The following is a 24,181-nucleotide window of genomic DNA, read 5'->3' as shown; positions in this document are numbered from 1 at the left end:
ACCAAAAATCTTATCAAATTATGCTCAAAAGGTAATCTATTATGATCTGTCCTGCTAAGCCGTACCTAATCGCTCCTTCAATCTTATCCGCTGATTTTGCGCGCTTGGGCGAGGAGGTCGAGAATGTAATGAATGCAGATGCGGATGTCATTCATTTTGATGTCATGGATAACCATTATGTCCCCAATCTGACCTTTGGTAGCATGATATGTAAGGCGCTACGAGACTATGGTATTGATGCGCCCATTGATGTACATCTAATGGTATCGCCTGTTGACGGTATGATTGAGCAGTTTTTGCAGGCGGATGCGAGCATTATTACCTTTCATCCAGAAGCCAGTGCTCATATCGATCGCTCATTGCAATTGATCAAAGATGGCGGCGCTAAATGTGGTCTGGTGTTTAATCCTGCAACGCCGCTACATTATCTAGATTATGTGATGGATAAAGTCGATCAGATACTACTTATGAGTGTCAATCCAGGGTTTGGCGGTCAGTCATTTATTGACAGCACCTTAGATAAAGTCCGCGAAGTGCGCCAGCGTATTGACGCTAGTGGTCGAGATATCAGATTAGAGGTAGATGGCGGTATCAAGGCAAATAATATCCGTGCTATCGCTGAGGCGGGCGCTGATATGTTTGTCGCAGGCTCGGCGATTTTTAATCAAGCGGACTACGCTGCGGCTATTAGCGCTATGCGTGAAGAGCTGGCGTTAGTACAAAAATAGAGCAAAGCGATAGGTGGTACAATAAGTAAGATGCTATTTGTAGTAGCATAACTATTATGGCAAGAGGTGATATATGGATACGCAAAATACCGTTAGTAGCTCTCAAACTAGTAGCTCCCAAACGCCAAGTGATGACTTAACCTTATCGCAAAGCGTGCATACTTATGAGCCTAATCAATCTGCTAAAAGTCTTGAATCTAGAAGCCTAGTTCCTAAGGGTATCACTATTGGTCTGGCAGTCTTTGCCCTGGTACTGAGCTTGGCAGGTTATGGCTTTCGCCTGATGATTGGTGATAATCCTAGCAGCGTACTCCGTCATGCTGCTATTGTCGTACCTGCTTTTGTACTTGGCATTCCTTTATTATTTTGGCTCGGTTCGCGCGTGATGAACAAGGTCAAAGGCATGAATATTGAGACGAGAAACGCGCTGAGCCTTGGCTGGCTGACGGCTTGTGTCTCTATGCTATGGCTGATGGGTACTTACAGCTAATAAAGCTTACCGTTAATAATGTAGTTTTATCTAGCTTTATACTTCCTATTTCTATTTTATTCAATAAGTTGTGAGTCTCATCATAACTGGACACTTGCATGCAAAAGCAACGCACTAAAATCACCGATGTTATTTTTCCAAAAGACTTACCCAACGGTCTGTTCATCGCTTTGATCATTGCCTGTTTATTATTAGGGCTGTCAGCACTGAGTCATGGTGAGGGCTTGCAAAGCTGGCTTGGTGTATTTGAGAGCTGGCTTTTAATGCTCATCATACTGCCTACCGCGACAGCAACTCTGGTTCTTCCTTTTAAACTTCGTGATCCGACTTTTGAGCTTAAGCTTGCCTATTATCTAGGGATGTTTGTGGCATTCTTATTTACTTTAGCCAAATTACGTTACTGGCGCTAAAACCTTTCTCGTTTACAAGACTTGTGTCACACCTCTTGAAATTACGCGTCAAAGCGTCCATTGTATGACTATAATAGATTTTCCCTAGCGTTGTTAGCAGTTACATTGAGGCTACTTTACAGGGAATAATAAGGATACTAATTAATGCCATATGATAGTGATAATGAGATAGAAGTGGATCATGACAGTAGCGATCATTTCAACGGATTTGCTAAAGAGACGACCTTGGAGTTGGTGGAGGGCGATAATGGCAAACTATTATTGCGCGATACTGAAAAAGAGGGCGCGCCGCTGATGACTATAGACTTCTCAGAAAAGCTTAAAGAATTACTAGGTAGCGATACTCAAGCAATCGGTCAACACATGATACACGCCGCTATTCAAGTCATCATGCAAAAGCAGATGAGCCAGTGGCATGCGCATGTGTACGATAAAGAGCCAAAGCACTATAGCTAAATGATACTATAGCTAAATAACATTATTGAGTAAAAGTTAAGTAAAAAAAAGGGTTTATCTACTGATAAACCCTTTTTTGTTTTAAAGAAACAAAGCTTACTTAATTTTTGCTTCTTTAAAAATAACATGCTGGCGAACTTTAGGATCAAACTTTTTGATCTCCATTTTGCCAGGCATAGTACGCTTGTTCTTGGTAGTGGTGTAGTAATACCCAGTACCAGCAGTTGATACCAACTTGATTTTATCTCTCATGACAACGATCCTTTAAATGGTGGCAGAGCACTTAGCCCAAGTTTAAGTCAAACTTAAACTTTTTGGCCTTGTGCGCGCATATCTGCTAATACTTTATCAATACCTAGTTTGTCGATAGTACGCATACCCTTAGTTGAGATACGTAGACGAACAAAACGGTTTTCAGATTCTACCCAAAAACGATGGTTATGAAGGTTTGGTAAAAAGCGGCGACGGGTCTTGTTGTTTGCATGCGAAACATTATTACCCACCATAGGGCGCTTTCCGGTCACTTGGCAAACTCTAGCCATGGGGAACTCCTAATCTGTGAGGTATGAGGGCTACCCATACCAGTCTGGACATATTGACGTTTTTGCGGCATGGACACAGCAATCGTCGTTTTGCACCAAACGAATCTATATGAAGGTTGAGCTGACATCTCCATCATCTAAAGGCAAATGACAGAGCGATCAATTCAGAAATTTTAAAGCCGACATTTATACCACAAAATGAGCAGATACTCAAATTATTTTGTCGTATTTATTACGGTATACGGCGCATATTATACTCTAAAATCGCAGGCGTATGTGATTGATTATTTGACGATAAAGATTAATTAACAGTTGTAAGTTAATATAAAAGTCAGTAAAGTTACTGTCATAAATTTTATACAGTTTGTAATATATAACTTATTTCAATGAGTTGTTTACTTTTCATTTATGCTTATTTGAAAGGCTCAAAAAACAAATACTGCTAACGCGGAGCAAGACCATGTCATATCTTTTGCATACCACTACTTCCAAATTTTTTCAGCTCACAGCGCTAAGCTTAGCACTGACTTTAGCTGGCTGCGGTGGAGGTGGTACGGATACTGTTGCTCCAGAACCTGATACGGGTGTAACGCAGCCAGGTACAGGCGGCGATGGAAATAATGGCGATGGCAACGGTGAGCCAACAGTGCCTGTTAGTGAAGTCAATGTAACGCCTATAACTTTGACAGATACTAATGGAAATGTGACTCGTACTATTACCTCTGCTGGAGTTAGTGCTAAAGTAGTTGTAACTGATGAGACGAATACACCTATTGATAATGCTTTAGTGACTTTTCGAGGTGAAGGAGTAGCATTTGGAACTAGTAACGCTGCCATATTAACTAATGAAAGTGGCGAAGCTAGTATATCGGTTAAACCTTTAGATAACACAACAACAGGTAGCTATCAGCTTAGCGCTACAGTTAGTGCTAATGGGTTAACAGATACAACGCCAGGTTATAATTTTTCATTACAGTCTGTAGAGGTTCAGCTCGCTGACATCTTTATATCTTCTACCAACTTAGAGTCAGGTGGCAATACTAACATCACATTGAAAACAAAAGATGCTAGTAGCAATGCCAATCAGAATGACATTGCAGTAAATTTCGATACCAGTTGTGGTAGTTTTGATAACGACAGTGTTGTTTCAAGTAATCAAGGTGATGTTATAGCTAACTACCAAGCAATAGATAGTAATGGGAATTTGTGTGAGGGTAGACAAACGATTACTATAACTTCAGCAAATAATCCCAATGTGCAAAGAACGCTTACTGTAAATATTGAAGGTATAGAAGCAAACTCTATAGTGTATACCACTACGGAGGAGACTAGACTAGGTGCAAATAATAGCGGATCATCTAGATCTGGAAAGATAGAGTTCACTGTTTATGCCAACGGTCGACCTGCTGCCAATCAAAGAGTTGAGATTAGTAAAGTATTTGCACCGAACGATTTTAGTTTTGTGAGATTAGGCAACCAAAATTCTGAGATAGTAACTAGTGACTCGCAAGGTAGAGTGGTTGTTGACTTGTACCCTAGTGCATTACCTGGTCCTGTAGAAATAAAAGCAACGTTACTATCAAATCGCAATATATTTGCACTGTCAAAAAATGTTTCAGTAGCAACCGGACGTGCTACACAAAACGGTTTTAGTCTTTCGTTAAGCAAAAATGTATTGGCAGTCGGTACTGATGGAGATACCGCTACTATTACCGCAAGATTGGTCGATAGAGTGGGAAACCCTGTGCCTAATGGTACAGTGGTCAGTTTTATCAGTGAAGGCGGTAGAGTGATTCCAAATTGCGCCACTAACAACGGTCAGTGTAGTGTTGAATTTAGCACACAAAACCCACGTCCTGTAGATAATCGTATCTCTGTTATCGCTTATGTAGAGGGTGATAAGAGCTATAGAGATACTAATGGCGATAATTTATATACCGCAGGCGTTGACTCCTTGATTAGAAATATCGGTGACTTCTTTAGAGATGATAATGAGAATAATCAGTACGATTCTAATTTAGGCGAATTTGTATATCGTCGCAACGCTGGCAGTTTATCTTGTGGTCCATCATTCTTTTCGTTCCCTAATATCAACCAAACCTGTGATAACCAACTTGAGGCTATACTACGTTCTCAAGTTGTACTAGGTTTAGCGTCTGATAGTCCTTTATTCCCAAGATTAGGAGACGAACTTCGAGCGAATCCGCTAAATAATTTAGATACACCTATCAAGGTGGATTTTAAAATGTATGGTAATGGCGCTCAAACGGTCAGTATGCCGTCAGGAACGAGTGTCAGTATTTCAGCTGTAGATAAAACCAGTTTCTCTCCTACTGTTGTTATTACGGGTGATAGAATTGTCGTTTCTAACGCTGAGCCAAATACTACAGCTGTCGTAAAGGCAGGTTCTTCTTCTATTAATGTAGGTATTGGCTCTGATGGTATAGGTTCGGAGCCAAGAGGCAATGTGCCAGCAGACGCGTCATTAACGGTAGCAGATACTAGCTCTACATGCGAAGCTGAGCTAGTATCTGGTTTTGAAACGGTGCCAAACATTGTTGATCTAGGTGTTGGAGTTAGTATAGGAGACGGTAGATTTGGTAAGGTGCGAGACAACGCGGTCAGCTATACCTTTACTTATAGTGGCTGTCGTCCTAACGATCAGCTGAAACTATCAGTGACCACACCATCACCCTCTGCTACTACTTCTACTAAAAATATTACGTTTGTATCAAGATAGCTTTAACTCGCATAAATTTAAAAACCCCCAACGTGTTGGGGGTTTTTGCATTCATAATTTTAATAACGAAATACCACCAACTCAATTGCTAAAACACAATAAAATAGCCGACCGGCTATATCTCAGACAATCTTAACTTATTATAGATTTAATCTTTAAATTGGATACCTTATGTCAGACACCGCAACCCTCCTAATCAAATGCCGCGATCAAGCGGGTATCGTTCAAGCCGTATCAGAGTTTATTCATCGCTATAGCGGTAATATTATTGCGCTTGATCAATATTCAACCGCACATGAAGGCGGACAGTACTTTATGCGTTTGGAGTTTGCCTTAGCAGGTCTCAGCGAGATTATCGATAATTTTGAGGCAAGCTTTGCTCATACCGTTGCCAAGCGCTATGAGATGACGTGGCGGTTACATGACAATGCGATTAAGACGAAGGTGGGTATTTTGGTCTCGAAGTTTGATCATGCGCTGCTCGATTTATTGTGGCGGCATCAGCGCGGTTTGCTTGATTGTCAGATTACCACAGTGGTTAGCAATCACGAGGATTTGCGCCAAGCAGTGGAAAACTTCGGTATTCCTTTTTATTATGTGCCCGTGACCAAAGATAATAAGAGCGATGCCGAAGCGCAGATTCATGAGTTGATGGCGGGTAATGATCTACTGGTACTAGCGCGCTATATGCAGATATTGTCGTCAGACTTTATTGAGCGCTGGCCGATGCAAGTGATCAATATTCACCATTCGTTCTTGCCAGCTTTCGTTGGCGCAGACCCTTACAGACAAGCCTTTGATAAAGGGGTCAAGCTCATCGGCGCAACGGCGCATTATGTCACAGCAGAATTGGATCAAGGGCCAATCATCGAGCAAGATGTACACCGCGTCACCCATAGACAAGGCGTAAAGGAATTGCGAGCGATTGGCCGTGATGTCGAGCGTAATGTACTGGCGCGCGCGGTCAACTGGCATGTACAAAACCGCGTTATCGTTACGGGCAACAAGACGGTGGTGTTTAACTGACAGCCGTTTGCATGATAAATAAGAAATAGCGCTCAGTATAGCGAGTGTGCTAAGCGCTAATCTTGATCTATAACACCAGCTCTAATACAAATTTGCTGCCTACAAACCCTATCGCTAGTAATACAAAGGCTGATATCGTGATATTAGCCGCGCGTTTGCCGCGCCAGCCTGCGCGCCAATGTCCAATCAGTAACCCGCCAAATAACAGCCAAGATAGTACGCTAAAAACGGTTTTGTGCGCGATATGCTGCGCCATCAGGTCCTCGACATAGATAAAGCCGATGCCTAGTGCAAAACTGAGCAGTACAAAGCCGACCAAGATCATATCGAACAACAGACCTTCCATCGTTTGTAATGACGGCAGTTTATTGACCCAAAAACGATGAATGGTCTGATGCTTAAGCTCGCGGTTTTGCAGTCTTAAAAATAGCGCTTGCACCGCTGCCATGAACAGTACGCAGTAAGCGGCAAAGGAGAGTATAATATGCGCCTCTAGTCCAATACCGATATCTGTTAGCGGGCGATAAGGCGCACGTCCAAAATAGCCGACTGTGACACCGATAAAGGCAATAGGTGCGGCTAAAATTCCAAGGCTGATAATAGGTCGATACAGCGAAAATAGAGTATAGAAGAATAAAAATAACAGACCGATTAAGCTTATCGTATTAAATAGGTTAAAGTTTAATCCATATAAAGTGACAATATCAGGCGAGAGTAGCAGCACGTGCGCGAGCATACCAATCAGCAGTAAGCTCAAGGTAATGCTTTTATGAATAGGCTTATTGGTCGTCAGTGACCAGCTAATATAAATACTGACCACAAGATAAGATAGGCTAGCTATCAAAAACGCAAGTAACACAGATGGTGCCTCATAAATTATCAATAGCGGTGGTAGGACAGACACTTAATCGCTGTTTAAACCAAGCTAAACCTAGCGCCGTGACAGATGGCTATAGTGGTATAAAAGCTTTAAGAAACATAGCGTAAAATAGAATCACTGCCAAGTAAGCGCTAAAATGATATGATTAGAATAATCGTTCAATTTATCATAAAATGAAAGCCAATTGAGAATCATATTCATTAAATGAATGACTTCCTAAATCTCATCATGACAATAGAACTTAGAACTTAGCATTTAGTTAAATAAAAAATTAACTCCCAATCGAGAATTATATATGTTTGATACTTTAACCGAACGTCTCTCATCGAGCCTACGTAATGTCGTCGGCACCGGTCAATTGACTGAAGACAATATCAAAGACACGCTGCGTGAAGTACGTATGGCACTGCTTGAAGCGGATGTTGCCTTGCCTGTTGCTCGTGATTTTGTTAAACGCGTCAAAGAACAGGCATTGGGCGCAGAAGTGCTCAAAGAGTTAGCCCCAGGGCAGGCTTTTGTCAAGATTGTCCATGATGAGTTGACCGAAATGATGGGCAGCGCTAATCAAGCGCTTGAGATGACGGGTAAGCCGCCTGTCGTTTATATACTAGCGGGCCTGCAAGGTGCGGGTAAAACGACGACTGCGGGTAAATTGGCTAAATACTTGCAGGAGCGTCAAAAGAAAAAAGTCATGCTGGTATCGGCTGACGTCTATCGCCCCGCTGCCATCAAACAGCTTGAGCAAGTCGCCGGACAAGTAAGTGCTAAGTTTGTCAATTCAACGACGGATGAGAACCCCATTGATATCGCTCGCCGCGCCATAGAAGAGGCGAAGATTCAGTATCAAGACATCTTAATCATTGATACGGCGGGTCGCTTAGCTATTGATGAGATGATGATGGATGAGATCAAAGCGCTTACTGCGGCGGTCAATCCTCAAGAGACGCTGTTCGTGGTCGATGCGATGACGGGTCAAGATGCCGCCAATACCGCCAAAGCCTTTAATGATGCGCTGCCTCTGACAGGTGTTATCCTAACCAAGACTGACGGCGATGCTCGTGGGGGTGCGGCGTTATCCGTACGTGCGATTACGGGTAAACCTATTAAGTTCTTGGGCCGCGGTGAGCAGCTCGATGCCCTTGAATTATTCCATCCAGAGCGTATTGCCCAGCGCATACTCGGTATGGGTGATGTCTTAAGTCTAGTTGAAGAAGTTGAGCAAAAGATTGATCGCGACAAAGCCGAAAAAATGGCTAAGAAAATGCAAAAAGGTGGCGATTTTGATTTAGAGGATTTACTGACTCAATTTCAGCAAATGAAAAGTATGGGCGGCATGGCAGGGTTTTTAGATAAAATGCCAGGTATGGGCGGCTCTGATATGCAAAAGGCGGTTGAAGACGCTAAGCCTGAAGAAAAGGTGCGCGAGATGGAAGCCTTGATCAATTCGATGACGCCATATGAGCGCAAAAACCCTGACAAAATCAACCCAAGCCGCAAACGCCGTATTGCCGCAGGTTCAGGAAGAGAGATTCAAGACATTAACCGTTTGCTCAAGCAGCACAAGCAGATGGCAAAAATGATGAAGATGATCTCAAAACCTGAAGGCATCAGTAAAATGATGAAATCTATGCAAGGTCTGATGGGCGGCGGCGCTGCAGGCGGCGGCGGTGGTGGTGGTCCCTTATTCGGTGGTGGTCAAGCTAAGGGTCAAGGCGGCATGAAAGACGTGAATCAAGCGCAGCTGGCAAAGCAAATGGGACTTGATCCCAACAATATGCCAAGCGCGGAAGATATGCAAAAGCAGATGCAAGAGATGCAGAATAAAGCACCAAAAGACTTTAAAAAACGCTTTTAGTTGATAAGAAAATATCATTTTGATAAGCCCCAAGCTCATGTCAGTTTTGGGGCTTTTTATGAGTATGGCTTTCGAAGATGCGCCAGAACAAATTTGCAAATAGTATGCACACTAAATGTTATCATAGGCGCTATTTTTAGGTGCTCCTAGCCAAAGCTGAGGTCATATGTTTTTAGCGATAGATACGGTATTTGATCAGTGCTCAATTGCGATATTGGGCCGCGACGGTGAAGTTATCTTTAGCCAGACTGAAAAAGGTAAGCGTGAGCAAACTCGGCAGATACTACCGATGATAGACGCCGCTTTGCAAGCTAATCAGCTTAAACTTGCTGACATTCAAGCCTTGATGTTTAATCGCGGGCCAGGTGCTTTTAGCGGTATCCGTATTAATACCGCTGTGGTGCAAGCGCTGTCGGTGGCGCATGATTTGCCTTGCGTTGGGGTATCTAGCTTGCAAGCAATCGCGCAAGCTGCCTACCAAGAATATGGTATCGAGTCAGTCTATAGCGCTCTTGATGCGCGTATGCAGCAAGTTTATTTTGGACAATACTCATTAGTAGACGACATCATGCAGCCAGTCTCTACAGAAACTGAGCAACTTTTAGATTATGACACGCAGACTGAGCTAAATTTTGCTATCGCGGGTAACGGCGCTGGACTATTAACCCTGCGTGATGGTCAGCGAATCTATGAGTCCGTTGTACCAGACGCTACTGTCATCGGGCAGGTGGGGCTAGCGCAGTTTAGGGAAACAGGCGGTACGGATGCTGCGCATGCCTTACCTAAATATCTACGCAATCAAGCTTGGAAGACTCTCAAAGAGCAAGGTAAAGCCTAGAGTCGTTTATTTTTAATGTTACAAGCTCGCTTAATCACTATTTAACCACCCATACCAGCTCAGTTTAGCTCAGCGCTGCTTTTAGGAAGATTGCCGTGGATATCATTTTATTAATTCAAGCCGTTGTCATGGGTATCGTCGAAGGTATCACTGAGTTTTTACCCATCTCTAGCACCGGCTACTTGATTTTGTCCGCAGATGTCATGAACTTTTGGACCAAAGATAAAGTCGATTTGTTCGTCGTTGTCGTACAGCTCGGTGCTATTTTGGCGGTCATTTATGACTACTGGGGCCGCTTATGGGGCGCTCTTATGGGGCTGATAACGGGTCAATCAGATACGATGACTAACCCAAGGCAGCTGGGGCTTAGCCTTATTGTCGCCACTATTCCTGTGATGATCGTCGGCTTTACCTTTGCTGATGAGATAAAAGCCTATTTGTTCAATCCTATTACCGTAGCGATTATGCTTATCATCGGTGGTTTATTGATATTCTACGTCGAAAATCGTCCGCAAACGATTATCGCCAGTGAAGCGGAAGACGTGCGTGTGGCGACGGCGCTCAAGATTGGACTGCTGCAATGCTTGGCGCTGATACCAGGCACGTCACGCTCTGGCGCTACCATTATCGGTGCCTTGTGGCTTGGCGTGTCGCGCAAGGCCTCAGCGGAGTTTTCTTTCTTTTTGGGTATTCCTGTGATCGTAGGCGCAGGCTTGCTCGATTTGCTCAAGCACCATGAGGTATTGACCAGTCAGGAGGATTGGCTCGTATTGGGAGTGGGCACTATCGTCTCCTTTGTCGTCGCGCTGCTTTGTATCCGCTGGCTAGTGGCTTGGGTCAGTCGCCGCGATTTTAAAATCTTTGCCTGGCTGCGCATTATCACAGGAATAGTCGTATTAGTCGCCGCTTGGGTCTTTGGTTATCAGTTTGCGGGATAGCCTTCTAACAGCATTTTGGCCTTTTAATTATCTGAGAGTGAGTCATGTCAGCACTGCCTATATGTCACTTATACTACGCTACTGATAGGCAAAAACCACAAATCGATGCACTGCAAAATCTGCTTGATAAACATCAGTTATCATTGCAACTGAGCATTGAGCAGACGATTGGTAAAGTCAATCAAAAAATTAAGCAGCAGTTGAGCGCTTTGCACGATGATCCTGTTTTATGGTTAGATGACAAGGATAAATTATCATTAATTGCTGATGGTTTGAGTGTGGCGCCAGAGTGGGACAAATTACAGCGGCGTGTGGTCAGCGCAGGACGCAAGTCAGAGCTGCTTTTGCAAGCGGCTAAAATCACAGCAGATAGTATAGTCATTGATGCCACCGCAGGTTTTGGTCATGACAGTCTGATACTTGCCAGTACAGGCGCACGAGTCATTATGCTTGAGCAGCAGCCGATGATGGCATTATTACTATTGGCAGAACAGCGCCGCATGAGCGCACAACCAAACTGGCAAAAGCTGATGACGCGTTTGCACATCATCAACATCGATGCACGGAGTTATTTTGCTGACAAACAAAGTGCGTCGACACTTGATGATAGTATCGTCGATATGGTGTATTTAGACCCGATGTTCCCAGAGGACAGCCATCAAGATAGTAAAACAGGTAAGGGAGCAAAGGTTGGTAAGCACATGCAAGTGCTGCATCAATTAGCTTATCCGCCAACCTTGATTGAGGAGGCGCAGTTGTTGCAAAGCGCTGAGGATTTTATCGCTGGGCATAACGAGCAGGGTGGCCGCGTCATCGTTAAGCGTCCACAATACGCGCCAGTATTTGCCCAGCGACAAGCCGATGAAAGCTGGCAAAATACTGCGCTGCGCTTTGATGGCTACTTTGCCTAATATTTAAATGAGTAATGAATAGTCTAGGAGCATAGGATGCTAACGATAGTCATTTGGGCGGCAGGTGCAGCCTTATTATTGGTCAATATCATACTTCGCACGCGAATTTTGCAACTTGAGGCGCACCTAAGAGCGCTGAGCGATCCACAAGAGCAGTTGACCTATTTACGCAATCAAGCAGCAGCTGGAAATAAAAGAGCTGCCATTAAGGCGCTACGCACAAAATACCCTGGACTAACGCTAGCTGAAGCCATGAAGTTATGGAAGCAAATTGAACCATAAATCAAAGCTATCAATACGTCAAAGGTTTTAAAATTAATAAGCACAAAAATAAAAAATACAGAAGGTCATAACCAAGCATAAAGGTTCTAAGACGAGTAATTAATGGCAAACTATCTTCATCTCACACTTAAAGATAAGCTCTATGCTTATATGCAACTGACGCGCTTTGACAAGCCTGTCGGTATAGAGCTACTCTTGTGGCCCACCCTCTGGGGCGTGATGCTCGCGGCTATGGGTCAAGCCCAGCAAGTGGATGGCGCAACAGCAGGTCTACCGAGTTTAAAGGTGTTTGTACTCTTTGCATTAGGCGCGATTTTGATGCGAGCGGCAGGCTGTGCCATTAATGATTTTGCCGATCGCAAAGTAGATGGACACGTCACGCGTACTAAAGGTCGCCCATTAGCTGACGGTCGTCTAAGCGGACGCGAGGCGATAGCGGCGTTTTTGGTCTTAGTTGTACTGAGCGCCAGTTTGCTATTGTTTTTACCTATAACCGTATTTTATTGGTCATTGGGCGCAGTCGTTCTGGCCTTTATCTATCCGTTTATGAAGCGCTACACCCATTTGCCGCAAGTGTTTTTGGCTGCCGCCTTTGGCTGGGCGATACCCATGGCTTATGTCGCCGTGCAAGGCGCGCCTGATATCTGGTGCTGGCTACTATTCATCGCCTACATGTGCTGGACAATCGCTTATGATACTCAGTACGCTATGGCGGATCGCGCCGATGATCTAAAGATTGGTGTCAAATCGACAGCCATACTATTTGGTCGCTTTGATGTGCTGATAATCTCGATCTTACAGACTTTGTTTTTAGTGATTATGGGCGCAGTATTGTGGCACTATTTTGCGCCAACCAGTTTGAGTATCGTGCCTGTATTTGGCCTGGCCTTAGTGGCGATGATGTTTGCTAAGCAAAACAGCGTCTGCGCGACTCGCAAGCCTGCTGCTTGCTTTCAAGCATTCCTAGCTAATATTTGGGTCGGACGTTACGTCTTTGCCTTAGTCGCTTTATCTTGTATATGGACTACCTTTAATGGCTAAATTACCCAGCTCTCTTAAACGCTTTACTAGCAAAAAACCACCACTCAATGAGGTGCAGACTGAGTTTCAGTTAAGACTGGCTGAGCAAGGACTGACGCGCGAGCAAGTGATTGACACTGAGCGCAAATTAGCAAAATTTGCCAATACTATGGACTCACTGGTGCGCGTACCCTTTACCAAACAAGGGTTAGGCGCGGATGCGGCGCTCTCGACGATTCCAATAGCAGGCGATTTGGCGGGGCTGGCACTCACCAGCTACGCGTTTATATTAGGGCGTCAACTGGGCGTCCCTGCAAGCAAAATGACCCCTGCGGTACAGATGGCGCTGGCTGACATGGTCGTCGGTATTATTCCGGGTGTGGGCACTGTGATCGATGTGTTTTTGCGCCCAAGCCGTAAGACATTGGGGATTGTCCACCAGCATATCCAAGATGAGTATGGCATCACCGATACCATGCATATCGATAGACCGTTTTTGCATCAAAGCTTGGAGGATAAGCAGCAGCAAAGCCGCTTTTGGCGTAATCCTGTTATCGCTTGGCTATACTTGCATATTCCTGACATCTTGGGGGTGCTGGTCATTGCCTTTGTTGTGCTTGGTCTATGGACGGCTATTAGATGGCTAATAGGAATGTTTGGCGGCTAGGTCGTCGTCATTCAGTGACGACCTCTGCCTCAGCGCTAGTGGCGTTATAATTAGTCACTTTGCCATTTTGTATCACATCTATACTACTACCGCCGCCATGACTGATAAGCTCGACACTGCCGTCATTAGAGCGATAGGTGGGATTATTGCCTTGACCTTCAGGCGCACTCAGAGTCATTTTTGGTCTGTTAGGCAGGGTAACTATAGCATTGAGCACTCCGCTCGCTGAGGTCTCAAAGATGACAGAGAGCGTGTCACCGGCGTCACTACGGTATTTAACATCAGTGATTTGCGTGCCCTTTACGGCTTGTTCTGGATTTGGGGCAACATCTTGTAAGTCTGCTTCTTGATCTAGTTCATCAATATCATCGAGCGCGTCCAAATTTATCTCACGCTCGTCTACTTCTGGCTCCTCTACGTTCTGTGTTGGCTGCTTAGTAGTCATATCGGCAGTAGCAGGCATGCTTTGTGTCTCAACCTCGATTGGAGTCTCAGGTTCAGGTTCTTTTTGACAAGCGCTTAAAGTGAGGCTAATCGCTAATACAAAAAGTAAGCCGTAGCGCATAGGTTTTAGGAGTTTTTTCATAGGACAATCAGCTTGGTTGATAGTAATGAGTAGTGTTTATATATTCGAGAAAAATCTATGGTTAAGTAAAGACAGCTATTAAACATTAAGCGCTTATTGTTATGATTATTTTACGCTTGCCACCATGATCTCTATGCTCGCACAGATAAATACCTTGCCACATGCCTAATCCTAGCGCGCCGTTGACCAAAGGTATCGTTAGGCTGACGCCAAGCATCATACTCTTAAAATGCGCGGGTAGATCATCAGATCCCTCTAAGGTATGTCTATATTCGGACTGATTGGCAGGAGCAATAGTATTGAGCCAGTCTTCGGTATCTAGTCGGACATCAGGGTCAGCATTCTCATTGATAGCAAGGCTCGCTGAGGTGTGCTGCAAGAATAGATGCACAAAGCCTGCGTTTGCTTTATCAGGTAGCAGCTTATTGATCGCTTGTTCGATATGGGCGGTAATAATATGGATACCGCGTGCGTAGGCTGGTAGCGTTATAGTGGTTTGCAGATAAGCCATAATCTATCCTTATTCATCCAAAGGCGTTTGCAAGCGTTTACGATTGGGTGCAAGCCTATCAAGCAATGCACTTGATAAAGGCATAAAATCACCTAACATCATATCAGCTAAGGCTTCAGCACATATCGGTGCAAAAGCATACCCTTTTGCGCCCATCGCTGTGAGCGTCCATAAGTGCGTGCTATCAGGTAGTTGGCCTACAATCGGATGGTAATCAGGTGTTTGCGTGCGAACACCTGCGCGCGCTTGCCACTTGCTAGTATCGGCCGGTATCACCTCATTCATCTCAGCAATAGCTTTGATCAGTTTATCACGGCTAATTTGGTGCTCGCCCGTCCGAATATCGGTTGCGATATCATTACGCACAAAACTTGCGCCAAGTAATAAATACGGTTGACCCTCTACAACGTTATTAATTTGCGCATCCCCTGCCTGAGCAGTAAAGGGCGTACAGTAGCCGCTATACTTGAGCGGTATCTTTGGCAGTTTAGCAAGCTGCTCGGCACTGGGTATGAACCATGACAGCTGACCACGAATCTTGCGACAATCAAAAATACGAGTATCTAAAGCATGGCTCTCAAAGGCGGCGCAGATGACCACATTGTCGGCTTGAAGGTTGATCTGCTCGCCATCCCTATAACCACTCACATAAACTTGCTCGTTATTTTCATTGATCTCATTAACGTCTAATTGCTGATAGCGAATCAACGGGTGAGACATAATGACGTCTTTTAGGGCTTGCGGATTAACTAAGCCTGATTGCGGCAAATATAGATTATCGGATAAGTCCTGCATGGTTAAATGACTAAGTTGACGCGCTTGCTCATCGGGTAGGGTGGTCGCCATCGTATCAGGATAATCAGCAATTTGCGCGACATCGATATTGGCTTTTAGAAGTAAATCAAGCGCGCCTGTCGGTTCAAGCACCGCTGCGCTATTATTTTTGGCAGCTAACTTATTAAGGGCGCGATATAGGCGGCTACTATAGAGATAACCGATAGTATGCAGATGCTCGTCAGCGTGATGAATGGGCGTCATCTTAGGCGCGAGTAGGGCGCGCGGATTGCCAGATGCTCCTGCAAGCGGTGCGGTTTTATCCACGAGTGTGACCCGCGTACCGCGATTGGCTAGTGACCAAGCGACCATTAACCCAGAGACGCCAGCACCAATGATAAGGGTATGGCTAGGTTTGGATTTTTCGTTGACTTGTTTTGTTTTAATGAAAGTATCGTTAGACAGCTCAGCGTCTTCTTTAATCTCAGCAGTGAGCATCTCTTTCTTTGGGCCAAAGCCTTTTATCTTTTTGAGTATAAAGCCACTGCTCTGCAGGCCGCGTTTTACTACGCCTGCGCAGCTATAAGTCGCTGCTGTCGTACCGATAGAAGATAAGCGTTTAATCTGACTAAATACCGACTCTGCCCACAAGGACTCATTGCAAGAGGGCGCAAAACCATCTAAAAACCAAGCATCAATGGGCGTGCTCTTTTGAGTAGATTGACAATTAGAGTGATCAGTTGCAAGTTTAGCTAAGCTATCGGCAGCATCACCCAGCCAGATATCGAGCGTTAGATTATCAGCGCTAAAGTTAAGGCGATGACAGCCTGCAATAAGGATAGGATAGGCTGCCAACAACTCTACTACCATCGCTCGTAGTTCTGGCGCACGCTGGCACCAAATGCCCAGTATCTCGGTCAAATCCTCGATAGGTATAGGATGCTTTTCAGTAGTGATAATATGTAAGCGCGCATTACTTAAATGCGCATGCGTTGCTCGAAGCTTGCGCCATAAGTGCCAGAGAGCTAGGACATTGAGGCCAGTGCCAAAACCCAATTCAGCGACACTAAAGGTTTGATAAGGGGCTAGATTTGCCAAGCGCTCAGATACATGATTGCCCTCCAAGAACACGTAGCGAGATTCTGCTAAGCCATTAGCCTGTGAGTAATAAACGTCACCAAATTCACCTGATACGGGCACTAGGTTACCTGTATCGTCCTTTTGCCAGTCAATCTGCGCAGGCTTAATGATATTGGCATAGCTCGTAGCTTTTGTAGGGTCAAGATGCCCAATTGGCGCAACAGGATTAGACATAAAAGATCACATCAAATAAGGCAATAAAAGCAGGTTACCAGCGCTCGCGGCGTACAAAAACCAGCCAAGAGATAAAAATACCGACCAGTAAGCTTATGAGTACTGTAAATGCACCGTATAAAAACAGCTGACCTTTACTCTCATAGACCAAGACGTTAACCTGCGTTTGTAAGTCATTAACTTGGCGTTGCAGCTTGGCATTGCGCCCTAATAGCTCTTGATTGGCATCCGATAATGCTTGATTGGAGGGTTGCATTTGCGCCGCTAGGGTATTATCAATGGACAAAGCTAAGTCTGGATCAGCTTGAGCGGTACTGGGCTCAGTCATTGTCAGTTGAGTCGTTGTTAAAGGCGTAGGCTCAGCACTAGGAGTTAGTGTTGAAGCCGCTTGCACTGGCATTGTCGCCAATAGCATGATGCTCATTAGACCGTACTTATAATGTTTCAATCGATTCACGATTGTGCTGCCTTGTTGGCAGGCAAGGTATGAATAAAAGGTCTGACGTCTACATGACTATACACACCATCACGCAGGTACGGCTCGGCATCTACCCAAGTTTGCGCGTCTTTGAGCGTATCAAAATCCGCGATAATCAGGCTGCCTGACATAGCGTCGCTACCATGCTCGATAGGGGTAGGACCTGCGATGATTAAGCGCTGCTCACGATCTAAGGCTTGCAGGCGCTCGACGTGTTCTGCGCGAGTGATTAGGCGTTGCGCTTGGCTACCTGCAACGTCATGACCGATGATAGCAAATAAGGCCATGGTGGCTCCTTAATTAAGAGTAAAATAGCGAGTGTATAATACAAGAAAAGTAAAGTTTTAAATCTATTTAGCAGTTTTGTCCGTCAGTGCTGGATTGACATGGTTTTTTAGCACTACAAACTGAGCAATGACGAAAACGAGCATAATAGGAATCCAGCCGTAAGTCTTAAAGTTGATCCAAGCTTCGTTCGACATGGTAAAGGCCGTGATATAATGCAGCACGCCCATAAGCACAAAAAACAGCGCCCAAGCGATAGTGAGCTTTTTCCAGCCGCTCATAGTAAGCGTAAAGACCTCTTTCATTGCCAGGCGCATCAAAGGCTTGTTAATAGCTACGCTTACGAGCAAGGCAAAGGCAAACACCCCGTTTATAATCGGTGATTTCCAGCGTAAGTAGATGTCATCACGCAGCAATAAGGTGACACCGCAAAAGACAATGGTCAATAACAGAACTACCCATTGCTGCTTATCAAGTTTGCCTTTTTGACGGGCAAAGTGAATGACGTAAACGACGAGAGTCGCTATAAGCAGAGCACCTGCTGCGGCCAAGATACCTTGATTGCGGGCAACGATAAAAAAGGCAATCAGGGGAATAAAATCTAATAGAGCTTTCATAGCTAGGATAGTGTCCATCAAAACGTAGGAGATAGTTTACACGTCTACTGGGCTAAAAAAAAGCAATCAACGCATGAATAAGGCTGTACCTATGAAAATCGATTTGCACTGCCACAGTACCTGCTCTGATGGCACCTTTGCACCTGCTGAAGTCGTTCGCCGCGCACATGTCGCTGGTGTCGATGTTTTGGCATTGACCGATCACGATACGCTAGCAGGTATCGATGAGGCGCGCGCTGCGGCCAATACTTATGACATACAGCTTATTAATGGGGTTGAGATCAGCTGCGAGCACACCTTGAGTGGTGGCTATGGCAAGAACAAATCTACTAATAAAATCATCCATGTGGTGGGCCTTGATTTTACCGATCGCGCGCAGATGCATGCCACTTTGCAGCAGCTGCAAGACAGCCGAGCGACTCGCGGTCAGCGCATCACCGAAAAGCTGAGCACCTTACTCGATATTGAGTTTGATGAATTATGGCAAGAAGTGTTGGCTAAAGCGGGCGATAACCCGCAAGCGGTTGGACGCGCTCATATCGGTCAAGTATTGTTTGAGCGCGGTGAGGTCAAAACTGTACAAAAGGCATTCGATAAGTATTTGGCTGATAATAAGCCCGCTTATGTGGCCCTTGACGCACTGAGTATGGCGGATGGTATCGCGCTCATTCATGCTTGCGGCGGCAAAGCAGTACTTGCTCATCCTACCCGTTATCAGCTCTCAGCGACGCGGGTGCGCAAACTTATTGAGGAGTTTGCCGCACTTGGCGGTGATGCCTGCGAGCTACCTGCTGATAGTGAACCGCTGAGCACTCGGCGTATGGTTGATCGCAGTATTACAGAGCACAATCTAGGGGTGTCAACCGGTAGCGACTTTCATGGCAGCAATATGCCGTGGCGCAAGTTGGGTGATATTCCTACTCTAAATGCAGATCAGCGGGGCGTTTGGCAAAGCTTTCGCTAATAGCGAGAACCACGATTAAAAACTTATACTATTATAAATTTAGGTGTTAGCAAATACAGTTTAGTAGGTGTCTGTATTTTGGAGGCGAGAAGTTTTGGAGGCGAGAATAACCTTGTAACAAAGTAAAGCGCTATTAGTCTTAACACGTGTATATAATTGCGTAACATAAGCGTAAACCATTTGGCTACTTATTTATGCCGGTATCTATAGACCAGTTGGGCTATAAAAAACTTACTCAGATTATTTTTGAGTGGCAAGCTGCTGACAGGGCATCGCTGTTTGCGTTATTTATAGTCATCGAGGTCGCATTGCATTGGCTATGGTGCTTGTTTGTATGGTTCAAACGAGACACTTATGGTCTATATGTCAACATGGATCTGCTCTATCCAGTCTGGATATGGACGACTGTCATAGGACTGTTCTCGTACTGGATAGTCGGTCATGTTGCGCGCATCAAAACCTTAGATCAGCGCCTGCATCTGTGGCAAATTATTCTGGTCACTATATACACAGTCTACATTGCCATCGCTATCGTCATCATGGGCTATAGCAGTCTGCTTGCTGGAGTATCTCTGGTTGGCGGCGCTATGCTTGGTATGATGCTGATTGAGCAGCGCTACATTTGGCGTGCTTTTTTGGCGCAAACCTTTTTGATATTGTTTGCCGTCTCTTTGCCATATTTTGGTATTGCTTTACCTAATTTGAGCCAGTTGGTTGTGACTTCACTGCCGCCTGAGGTATATCATCAACTGACTTATAATGAGGTGATGACGATCGAGAATGCTATCGCTGCCTCAAACTTCAAAAACAATGATCTAAGATGGGATAGCGTTAGAGAGATTCAGCGCTCTTCAGCGTTTTTTTGGCGCTCAACGCATATGTATTTGGCGCTGCCAAAAGCGATTTTTATCGTTGCGGTGTTTAGAGTGTTGCTGCTTGTTTTATACGCCAGTAAAGATGAGAGCCTAAAACAGGCCAATCAAGACGATTTGACGCATTTAAAGAGTCGCCGTCATGGTCTTGAGATGATGCAACAAGCATTAAGCAAAATGTCTCGCGGACAAAGCTTTAGCATTATCTTACTCGATCTTGATAATTTTAAAGACATTAATGATGAGCAAGGTCATGATGCAGGCGATAGAGTACTGCAAAAAGTATCGGCTATACTGTCAAAGCCTAAATTAGAACTGTCAAAGCCCAAATTAGATGTAGCAGTCAAAGACGCTATCGTTAGCCGCCATGGCGGCGAAGAGTTTTTGGTCGTATTGCCTAACACAGCACATAATAAAGCCATGAGTATCGCCGAGCAATTAAGACAAGATATCGCTCAGCATCCTATCGCCCTTAGTGATAATTTAGAGGCTGTAGAGAGTGTGGATACAGTAGAGTATCTAAATGTCACAGCAAGCTTTGGGGTTTATAGCGTTGACTACGAGGAGCTAACGGCATACAAAATAACGTCTGTAGCCCATACAGATGCTGTCTCATTACCGAATGATATCTGCCAATACTTTATCAGTATAGCGGATAAAGCTTTGTATAAAGCCAAGCATCTAGGCCGTAATCAAGTGGTTAGCGCCAACGAGTTACTGGTGCAAGGCGCTATTACCAAAAAGCGTTACTGCAAATAGTATCAGGCAGTAAAAAAGCCTTATTCACGCCATTTGTAAGTTCTGAACGACACTTGCCAGCACGCTAGTGGCAAAACTACCTGTCGTCAAAGTAAAGCTGAGCACTAATGTCTGCTCACTACTATCTTGCTGCTCTTGCCACTCCCAACGCATCGCTTCAATCGGTAATCGCAATGCTCGCCGCTGCGCTTTGATGCCTCGCAGCTCTAAACCTTTTGCTAGCTCTGTTAATAATAGATTATTCTCTATGACATCAGCTTCAAGCTGGGCGGCTAACCCGCTGACCTTATCGTTAGATGTGCCCCACAAGACGCCCGTTGGATGAATGTCGGCGCTGGCAAGGCGCTCGCGTAATGTATCTTCTATGCTATCGCTAGCAAATATCGACCCTGAGCCATCGAGGTTAAATACCTCGCCATCTAGTCCCGTATTCCAACTGCCATCACGCACTCTTGCAGCCAATATCTCATTGAAAATTAAACTACGCGCCGCTGACAACTCCATCGAGTTTTGCTCGCGCGGTGCACGTTTACGTTTGCTCTTTTTGGGCGTAGCTCGATGCTCTGGTATGGAGCGCGCAAACAGTGCTAAGGCTTCTTTAATATTGTTGCCTTGCCAGCCAAAACGCTGTGGACCAAAATAATTAGGCACACCGCTTTTGCTAATAGTCGCTAGATGCTGTTCTACAGACGACTTATCGTCATCCTTCAATTCAATATCTTGCAAAGTAATATCTCGCAAGGTAATGATAAATTGATTGGCCCTGTGCGTCCCGCGATTAAGCTTTTTGTTATGCCAATGCTGGGCGAGGATAGTGATTGATTCTTCATCGCGAATATCTGCAGGTGCAAACTTGGACCCTGGCATTTGCCGCACAGGTATACGCAAACTAAACCACTGCGTCGTCAGTGCATGACGGTCCTTGAGACCTGAATACCCGACATCGCGCAGTGGAATATCTGCCCATTCTGATAGGAGTTTTGCCAGATACGCGGTATTTACCCCTGACTTTTGTATATGCAGCCACAAGTGCTCACCCTCTCCTGTGAAGTCGACATCTAATATCTCATTGACGACAAAGTCTGTGTTATAGGACTTATAGGTCGCTTGTCTTATAGGAGGTACGGCAGGCTGCGGCAGGCTAGCAGTATCCGTCGCTTTTGTAAAATCAATATCAAATAAATTATGAGTATTTGTGGTCATAAAAAGGATCTTTTAAAGAAGTGATTTAAGTATAAAAATGTAAAGGTTACTATTTCTAACTATATCTGAACGATCATAGGCTGACGCTTTTAGCTTTTATCTTCTAGATTAGTGCTTTGGGAACGTTTGTGTGAATAGTCAAAAGTTACGTTTTGCAACGCAGTAAACGCACAAATAAACAGCGTGTGGACATGGGTCTTGCTACTATCGATAAATCAATACTATTTAATCACGTTTTGATGTGCTGTGTTTTAATTTGATATGACCTAAAAGCTGTAGACGCAAGCATTATTTTTTGAATAACAACCGTTAAGGATAACTTATGAGCAACGCTATGATTAACACCGTTACCATCGACAAAGCCGATATTCCAAATGGTGGCATGAAGTCCTACAAGCAAGACGATGATAGTATCATTTTAATCACTCGTGATGATGATGAGTTTAGCGCCTTTGATGGTAAATGTCCGCATGCGGGTGCAGATTTGGGCGAGGGTATGCGCTGCGGTGATCGCGTTATCTGTCCATGGCATCATGGTAGCTTTGATAGCCGTGATGGGACGCTGCTTGAGCCTGTGGCTATGCGCGGCTTGACTCAGTATGAACTGACCGATGAGGGCGATAGCCTCACTATCAATACCGCAGCAAAGATGGACAAACGCGTAGAGAATGACAAATTAACTGACACTCATACGATCATTGTTGGCGGCGGCGGAGCCGGCTTTATGACTGCCAATCAGCTGCGTCATACTGGCTACGGCGGCAAAATTACTATCATTAGTAAAGACGACAAAGCGCCCTATAATCGTCCTCTACTATCAAAAGCGTTTTTGGCAGGCAAGATGGATGAGAAATATTTGATGCTGGGCGGCGCAGAATGGGCCAGCAAAAACAATATCGATCTGCGCCTAAAGCAAACGGTGAGCGAAGTGCTCCCTAATGAATGCACTATCGTTGTGACAAACGAGAATGGCGATAGCGAGCAACAAACCGCAGATTTCTTAGTCGTTGCAACAGGCGCTGAACCTAAAATACCACCCTTTAAAGGCGCTGATTTAGACGGCGTCTATACACTGCGCAGTATGGATGATGCCAAGGCAATCAAAGGTGCTACCGACAACAAAAACGTTGTCATCGTCGGTACAGGCTTTATCGGTATGGAGGCTGCTTCTGCATTGGCGCAGGCAGGCGAGACAAAGTCTATCACTGTCGTTGCTCGCGGCGCACGCGTCATGGCAAATATCGTCTCAGAAACGGTGAGTAATGCCCTTGTTAAACTTCATGAAGAAAAAGGTATCAAATTTGCCTTTGGCGCAGGCGTCGATCAAATCAATGGCGACGGCAAAGTTAGTGGCGTTACATTGTCAGATGGTAGTAGTATCGATGCAGATGTTGTCATCTTAGGCACTGGCGTCGCGCCACGTACCGAATTGCTCAATGAGGTTAACGATCCAGACGGCGTACAGGTCGATGATCACTTGCAGTTGCGTGATGGCGTTTATGCGCTCGGTGATATTGCCAAAGCCACCAATCAGATGGGGCGGATGCGTATTGAGCATTGGCGCGTAGCACTGCAACACGGCATCGTAACTGCCGCTGCTATTTTAAATGAAGACAACGTTAACTCACCAGAGGAGCGTATTCCGTTCTTTTGGACGGCGCAGTATGGCAATAGTTTGCGCTATAGCGGACATGCGGCGACGCCCGATCATAATATCTTGTTCGGCTCGCCTGATACGCTAGACTACATCGAGTATTATTTCGATGACGAAGGGGAGAATACGCGTGCCAGCGCTGCAAGCTCCTTAGGACGTGACAAAGAGCTGATTGCCTTCTCTGAACTCTTGCGCCGTGGTCATGCGCCAACGCGCGCGCAGATCAATGCAGGGTTCGATATTATTGAGCAAGCAAAGGTTTTATCGCGCTAGCATTGGCAGAGTTTTGTTACTATAAAGGCTGATCTATTGATTTAGGTCAGCCTTTTTATATATTAAATAGCATATTTTTGTTATACAAAGCGCTTTTTAAATCTTGAG

26 protein-coding genes are annotated in these 24,181 nt (G+C 45.0%); 16 read left to right on the top strand and 10 right to left on the bottom strand.

The genetic code is table 11. The features are described 5' to 3' along the window. Positions 1-41 precede the first annotated feature (41 nt). The 4 genes from rpe to ACTXGE_RS07975 all read left to right on the top strand — a co-directional run bounded on the left by rpe (position 42) and on the right by ACTXGE_RS07975 (position 2,084). On the top strand, positions 42-728 hold the full coding sequence (gene rpe / locus ACTXGE_RS07990) for a ribulose-phosphate 3-epimerase (RefSeq protein WP_443542905.1): 687 nt from the start codon (positions 42-44) through the stop codon (positions 726-728). Between the two features lie 73 nt (positions 729-801). Beyond that, positions 802-1,218, top strand: a complete 417-nt coding sequence (locus tag ACTXGE_RS07985; RefSeq protein ID WP_443542903.1) for a hypothetical protein — start codon at positions 802-804, stop codon at positions 1,216-1,218. Positions 1,219-1,316: 98 nt separating this feature from the next. Next, a complete protein-coding gene (locus tag ACTXGE_RS07980) occupies positions 1,317-1,628 on the top strand; it encodes a hypothetical protein (RefSeq protein ID WP_443542901.1) in 312 nt (103 codons plus the stop codon). Positions 1,629-1,772: 144 nt separating this feature from the next. After that, a complete protein-coding gene (locus ACTXGE_RS07975; RefSeq protein ID WP_317199080.1) occupies positions 1,773-2,084 on the top strand; it encodes a hypothetical protein in 312 nt (103 codons plus the stop codon). A 96-nt stretch (positions 2,085-2,180) separates the two neighbouring features. Here ACTXGE_RS07975 and rpmG read toward each other — a convergent pair whose 3' ends face one another. After that, the gene (gene rpmG, locus ACTXGE_RS07970; RefSeq protein ID WP_010201403.1) at positions 2,181-2,336 is read right to left on the bottom strand and encodes a 50S ribosomal protein L33; all 156 of its coding nucleotides are present in this window, start codon (positions 2,334-2,336) and stop codon (positions 2,181-2,183) included. 53 nt (positions 2,337-2,389) lie between these two features. After that, the gene (gene rpmB / locus ACTXGE_RS07965; RefSeq protein WP_317199079.1) at positions 2,390-2,626 is read right to left on the bottom strand and encodes a 50S ribosomal protein L28; all 237 of its coding nucleotides are present in this window, start codon (positions 2,624-2,626) and stop codon (positions 2,390-2,392) included. A gap of 460 nt (positions 2,627-3,086) precedes the next feature. On the opposite strand from rpmB, the gene ACTXGE_RS07960 reads away from it, so the two are divergent. Both ACTXGE_RS07960 and purU read left to right on the top strand, forming a co-directional pair. Then, positions 3,087-5,366, top strand: a complete 2,280-nt coding sequence (locus tag ACTXGE_RS07960) for an Ig-like domain-containing protein (RefSeq protein WP_443542899.1) — start codon at positions 3,087-3,089, stop codon at positions 5,364-5,366. A gap of 159 nt (positions 5,367-5,525) precedes the next feature. After that, on the top strand, positions 5,526-6,392 hold the full coding sequence (gene purU, locus ACTXGE_RS07955; protein ID WP_443542979.1) for a formyltetrahydrofolate deformylase: 867 nt from the start codon (positions 5,526-5,528) through the stop codon (positions 6,390-6,392). A gap of 67 nt (positions 6,393-6,459) precedes the next feature. Here the strand turns inward: purU and ACTXGE_RS07950 are convergent, their stop codons facing one another. Further along, entirely contained in the window at positions 6,460-7,251 is a 792-nt protein-coding gene (locus ACTXGE_RS07950) for a cytochrome C assembly family protein (RefSeq protein WP_443542977.1), read from the bottom strand. A 316-nt stretch (positions 7,252-7,567) separates the two neighbouring features. On the opposite strand from ACTXGE_RS07950, the gene ffh reads away from it, so the two are divergent. The 7 genes from ffh (at position 7,568) to ACTXGE_RS07915 (ending at position 13,783) form a co-directional block, all read left to right on the top strand. After that, a complete protein-coding gene (gene ffh, locus ACTXGE_RS07945; protein WP_443542898.1) occupies positions 7,568-9,127 on the top strand; it encodes a signal recognition particle protein in 1,560 nt (519 codons plus the stop codon). A 166-nt stretch (positions 9,128-9,293) separates the two neighbouring features. Continuing rightward, positions 9,294-9,965: a tRNA (adenosine(37)-N6)-threonylcarbamoyltransferase complex dimerization subunit type 1 TsaB gene (gene tsaB / locus ACTXGE_RS07940; RefSeq protein WP_443542896.1), complete on the top strand. Its 672-nt coding sequence runs from the start codon at positions 9,294-9,296 to the stop codon at positions 9,963-9,965. A gap of 95 nt (positions 9,966-10,060) precedes the next feature. After that, complete coding sequence (locus tag ACTXGE_RS07935) at positions 10,061-10,903, top strand: undecaprenyl-diphosphate phosphatase (protein ID WP_443542894.1); 843 nt, start codon at positions 10,061-10,063, stop codon at positions 10,901-10,903. Between the two features lie 44 nt (positions 10,904-10,947). Continuing rightward, positions 10,948-11,814 (top strand): class I SAM-dependent methyltransferase, encoded by an 867-nt coding sequence (locus ACTXGE_RS07930; protein ID WP_443542892.1) that lies wholly within the window; start codon positions 10,948-10,950, stop codon positions 11,812-11,814. Between the two features lie 36 nt (positions 11,815-11,850). Beyond that, positions 11,851-12,096: a hypothetical protein gene (locus tag ACTXGE_RS07925; protein WP_317199072.1), complete on the top strand. Its 246-nt coding sequence runs from the start codon at positions 11,851-11,853 to the stop codon at positions 12,094-12,096. A gap of 102 nt (positions 12,097-12,198) precedes the next feature. After that, entirely contained in the window at positions 12,199-13,137 is a 939-nt protein-coding gene (ubiA, locus tag ACTXGE_RS07920) for a 4-hydroxybenzoate octaprenyltransferase (protein WP_443542890.1), read from the top strand. After that, complete coding sequence (locus ACTXGE_RS07915) at positions 13,130-13,783, top strand: DUF4112 domain-containing protein (RefSeq protein ID WP_317199070.1); 654 nt, start codon at positions 13,130-13,132, stop codon at positions 13,781-13,783. Before ubiA ends, ACTXGE_RS07915 begins: the two co-directional genes overlap by 8 nt. A 7-nt stretch (positions 13,784-13,790) precedes the next feature. Here ACTXGE_RS07915 and ACTXGE_RS07910 read toward each other — a convergent pair whose 3' ends face one another. The 6 genes from ACTXGE_RS07910 to ispZ all read right to left on the bottom strand — a co-directional run bounded on the left by ACTXGE_RS07910 (position 13,791) and on the right by ispZ (position 18,348). Then, positions 13,791-14,369: a hypothetical protein gene (locus ACTXGE_RS07910; RefSeq protein ID WP_443542888.1), complete on the bottom strand. Its 579-nt coding sequence runs from the start codon at positions 14,367-14,369 to the stop codon at positions 13,791-13,793. A gap of 85 nt (positions 14,370-14,454) precedes the next feature. After that, entirely contained in the window at positions 14,455-14,880 is a 426-nt protein-coding gene (locus ACTXGE_RS07905; protein WP_443542886.1) for a secondary thiamine-phosphate synthase enzyme YjbQ, read from the bottom strand. A 9-nt stretch (positions 14,881-14,889) separates the two neighbouring features. Continuing rightward, positions 14,890-16,968, bottom strand: a complete 2,079-nt coding sequence (gene mnmC, locus ACTXGE_RS07900; protein WP_443542884.1) for an FAD-dependent 5-carboxymethylaminomethyl-2-thiouridine(34) oxidoreductase MnmC — start codon at positions 16,966-16,968, stop codon at positions 14,890-14,892. Between the two features lie 34 nt (positions 16,969-17,002). After that, a complete protein-coding gene (locus tag ACTXGE_RS07895; RefSeq protein ID WP_317199066.1) occupies positions 17,003-17,425 on the bottom strand; it encodes a hypothetical protein in 423 nt (140 codons plus the stop codon). Then, complete coding sequence (locus ACTXGE_RS07890; RefSeq protein ID WP_435949504.1) at positions 17,422-17,733, bottom strand: YciI family protein; 312 nt, start codon at positions 17,731-17,733, stop codon at positions 17,422-17,424. The genes ACTXGE_RS07895 and ACTXGE_RS07890 overlap by 4 nt, the downstream gene beginning before the upstream one ends. 63 nt (positions 17,734-17,796) lie before the next feature. Further along, positions 17,797-18,348, bottom strand: coding sequence for a septation protein IspZ (gene ispZ / locus ACTXGE_RS07885; protein ID WP_317199064.1), 552 nt, complete (start codon positions 18,346-18,348; stop codon positions 17,797-17,799). A 91-nt stretch (positions 18,349-18,439) separates the two neighbouring features. Here ispZ and ACTXGE_RS07880 point away from each other — a divergent pair, with 91 nt between their 5' ends. Then, the gene (locus ACTXGE_RS07880) at positions 18,440-19,312 is read left to right on the top strand and encodes a PHP domain-containing protein (RefSeq protein ID WP_443542881.1); all 873 of its coding nucleotides are present in this window, start codon (positions 18,440-18,442) and stop codon (positions 19,310-19,312) included. A 194-nt stretch (positions 19,313-19,506) separates the two neighbouring features. Beyond that, positions 19,507-20,943 carry a GGDEF domain-containing protein gene (locus tag ACTXGE_RS07875; protein ID WP_443542880.1) on the top strand — a complete coding sequence of 479 codons (1,437 nt, stop codon included), beginning with the start codon at positions 19,507-19,509 and terminating at the stop codon, positions 20,941-20,943. Between the two features lie 24 nt (positions 20,944-20,967). Here ACTXGE_RS07875 and truD read toward each other — a convergent pair whose 3' ends face one another. Next, positions 20,968-22,146 carry a tRNA pseudouridine(13) synthase TruD gene (truD, locus tag ACTXGE_RS07870; protein ID WP_443542879.1) on the bottom strand — a complete coding sequence of 393 codons (1,179 nt, stop codon included), beginning with the start codon at positions 22,144-22,146 and terminating at the stop codon, positions 20,968-20,970. Between the two features lie 322 nt (positions 22,147-22,468). Between truD and ACTXGE_RS07865 the strand changes: the two genes are divergently transcribed. Continuing rightward, complete coding sequence (locus ACTXGE_RS07865; protein ID WP_443542877.1) at positions 22,469-24,073, top strand: FAD-dependent oxidoreductase; 1,605 nt, start codon at positions 22,469-22,471, stop codon at positions 24,071-24,073. Positions 24,074-24,181 lie beyond the last annotated feature (108 nt).

The sequence above is a fragment of the Psychrobacter sp. T6-4 genome (assembly GCF_052258425.1).
Classification (GTDB): domain Bacteria; phylum Pseudomonadota; class Gammaproteobacteria; order Pseudomonadales; family Moraxellaceae; genus Psychrobacter.
Note: the sequence above shows the minus strand (reverse complement) of the source record. Positions and strands in the feature narration are given on the sequence as shown.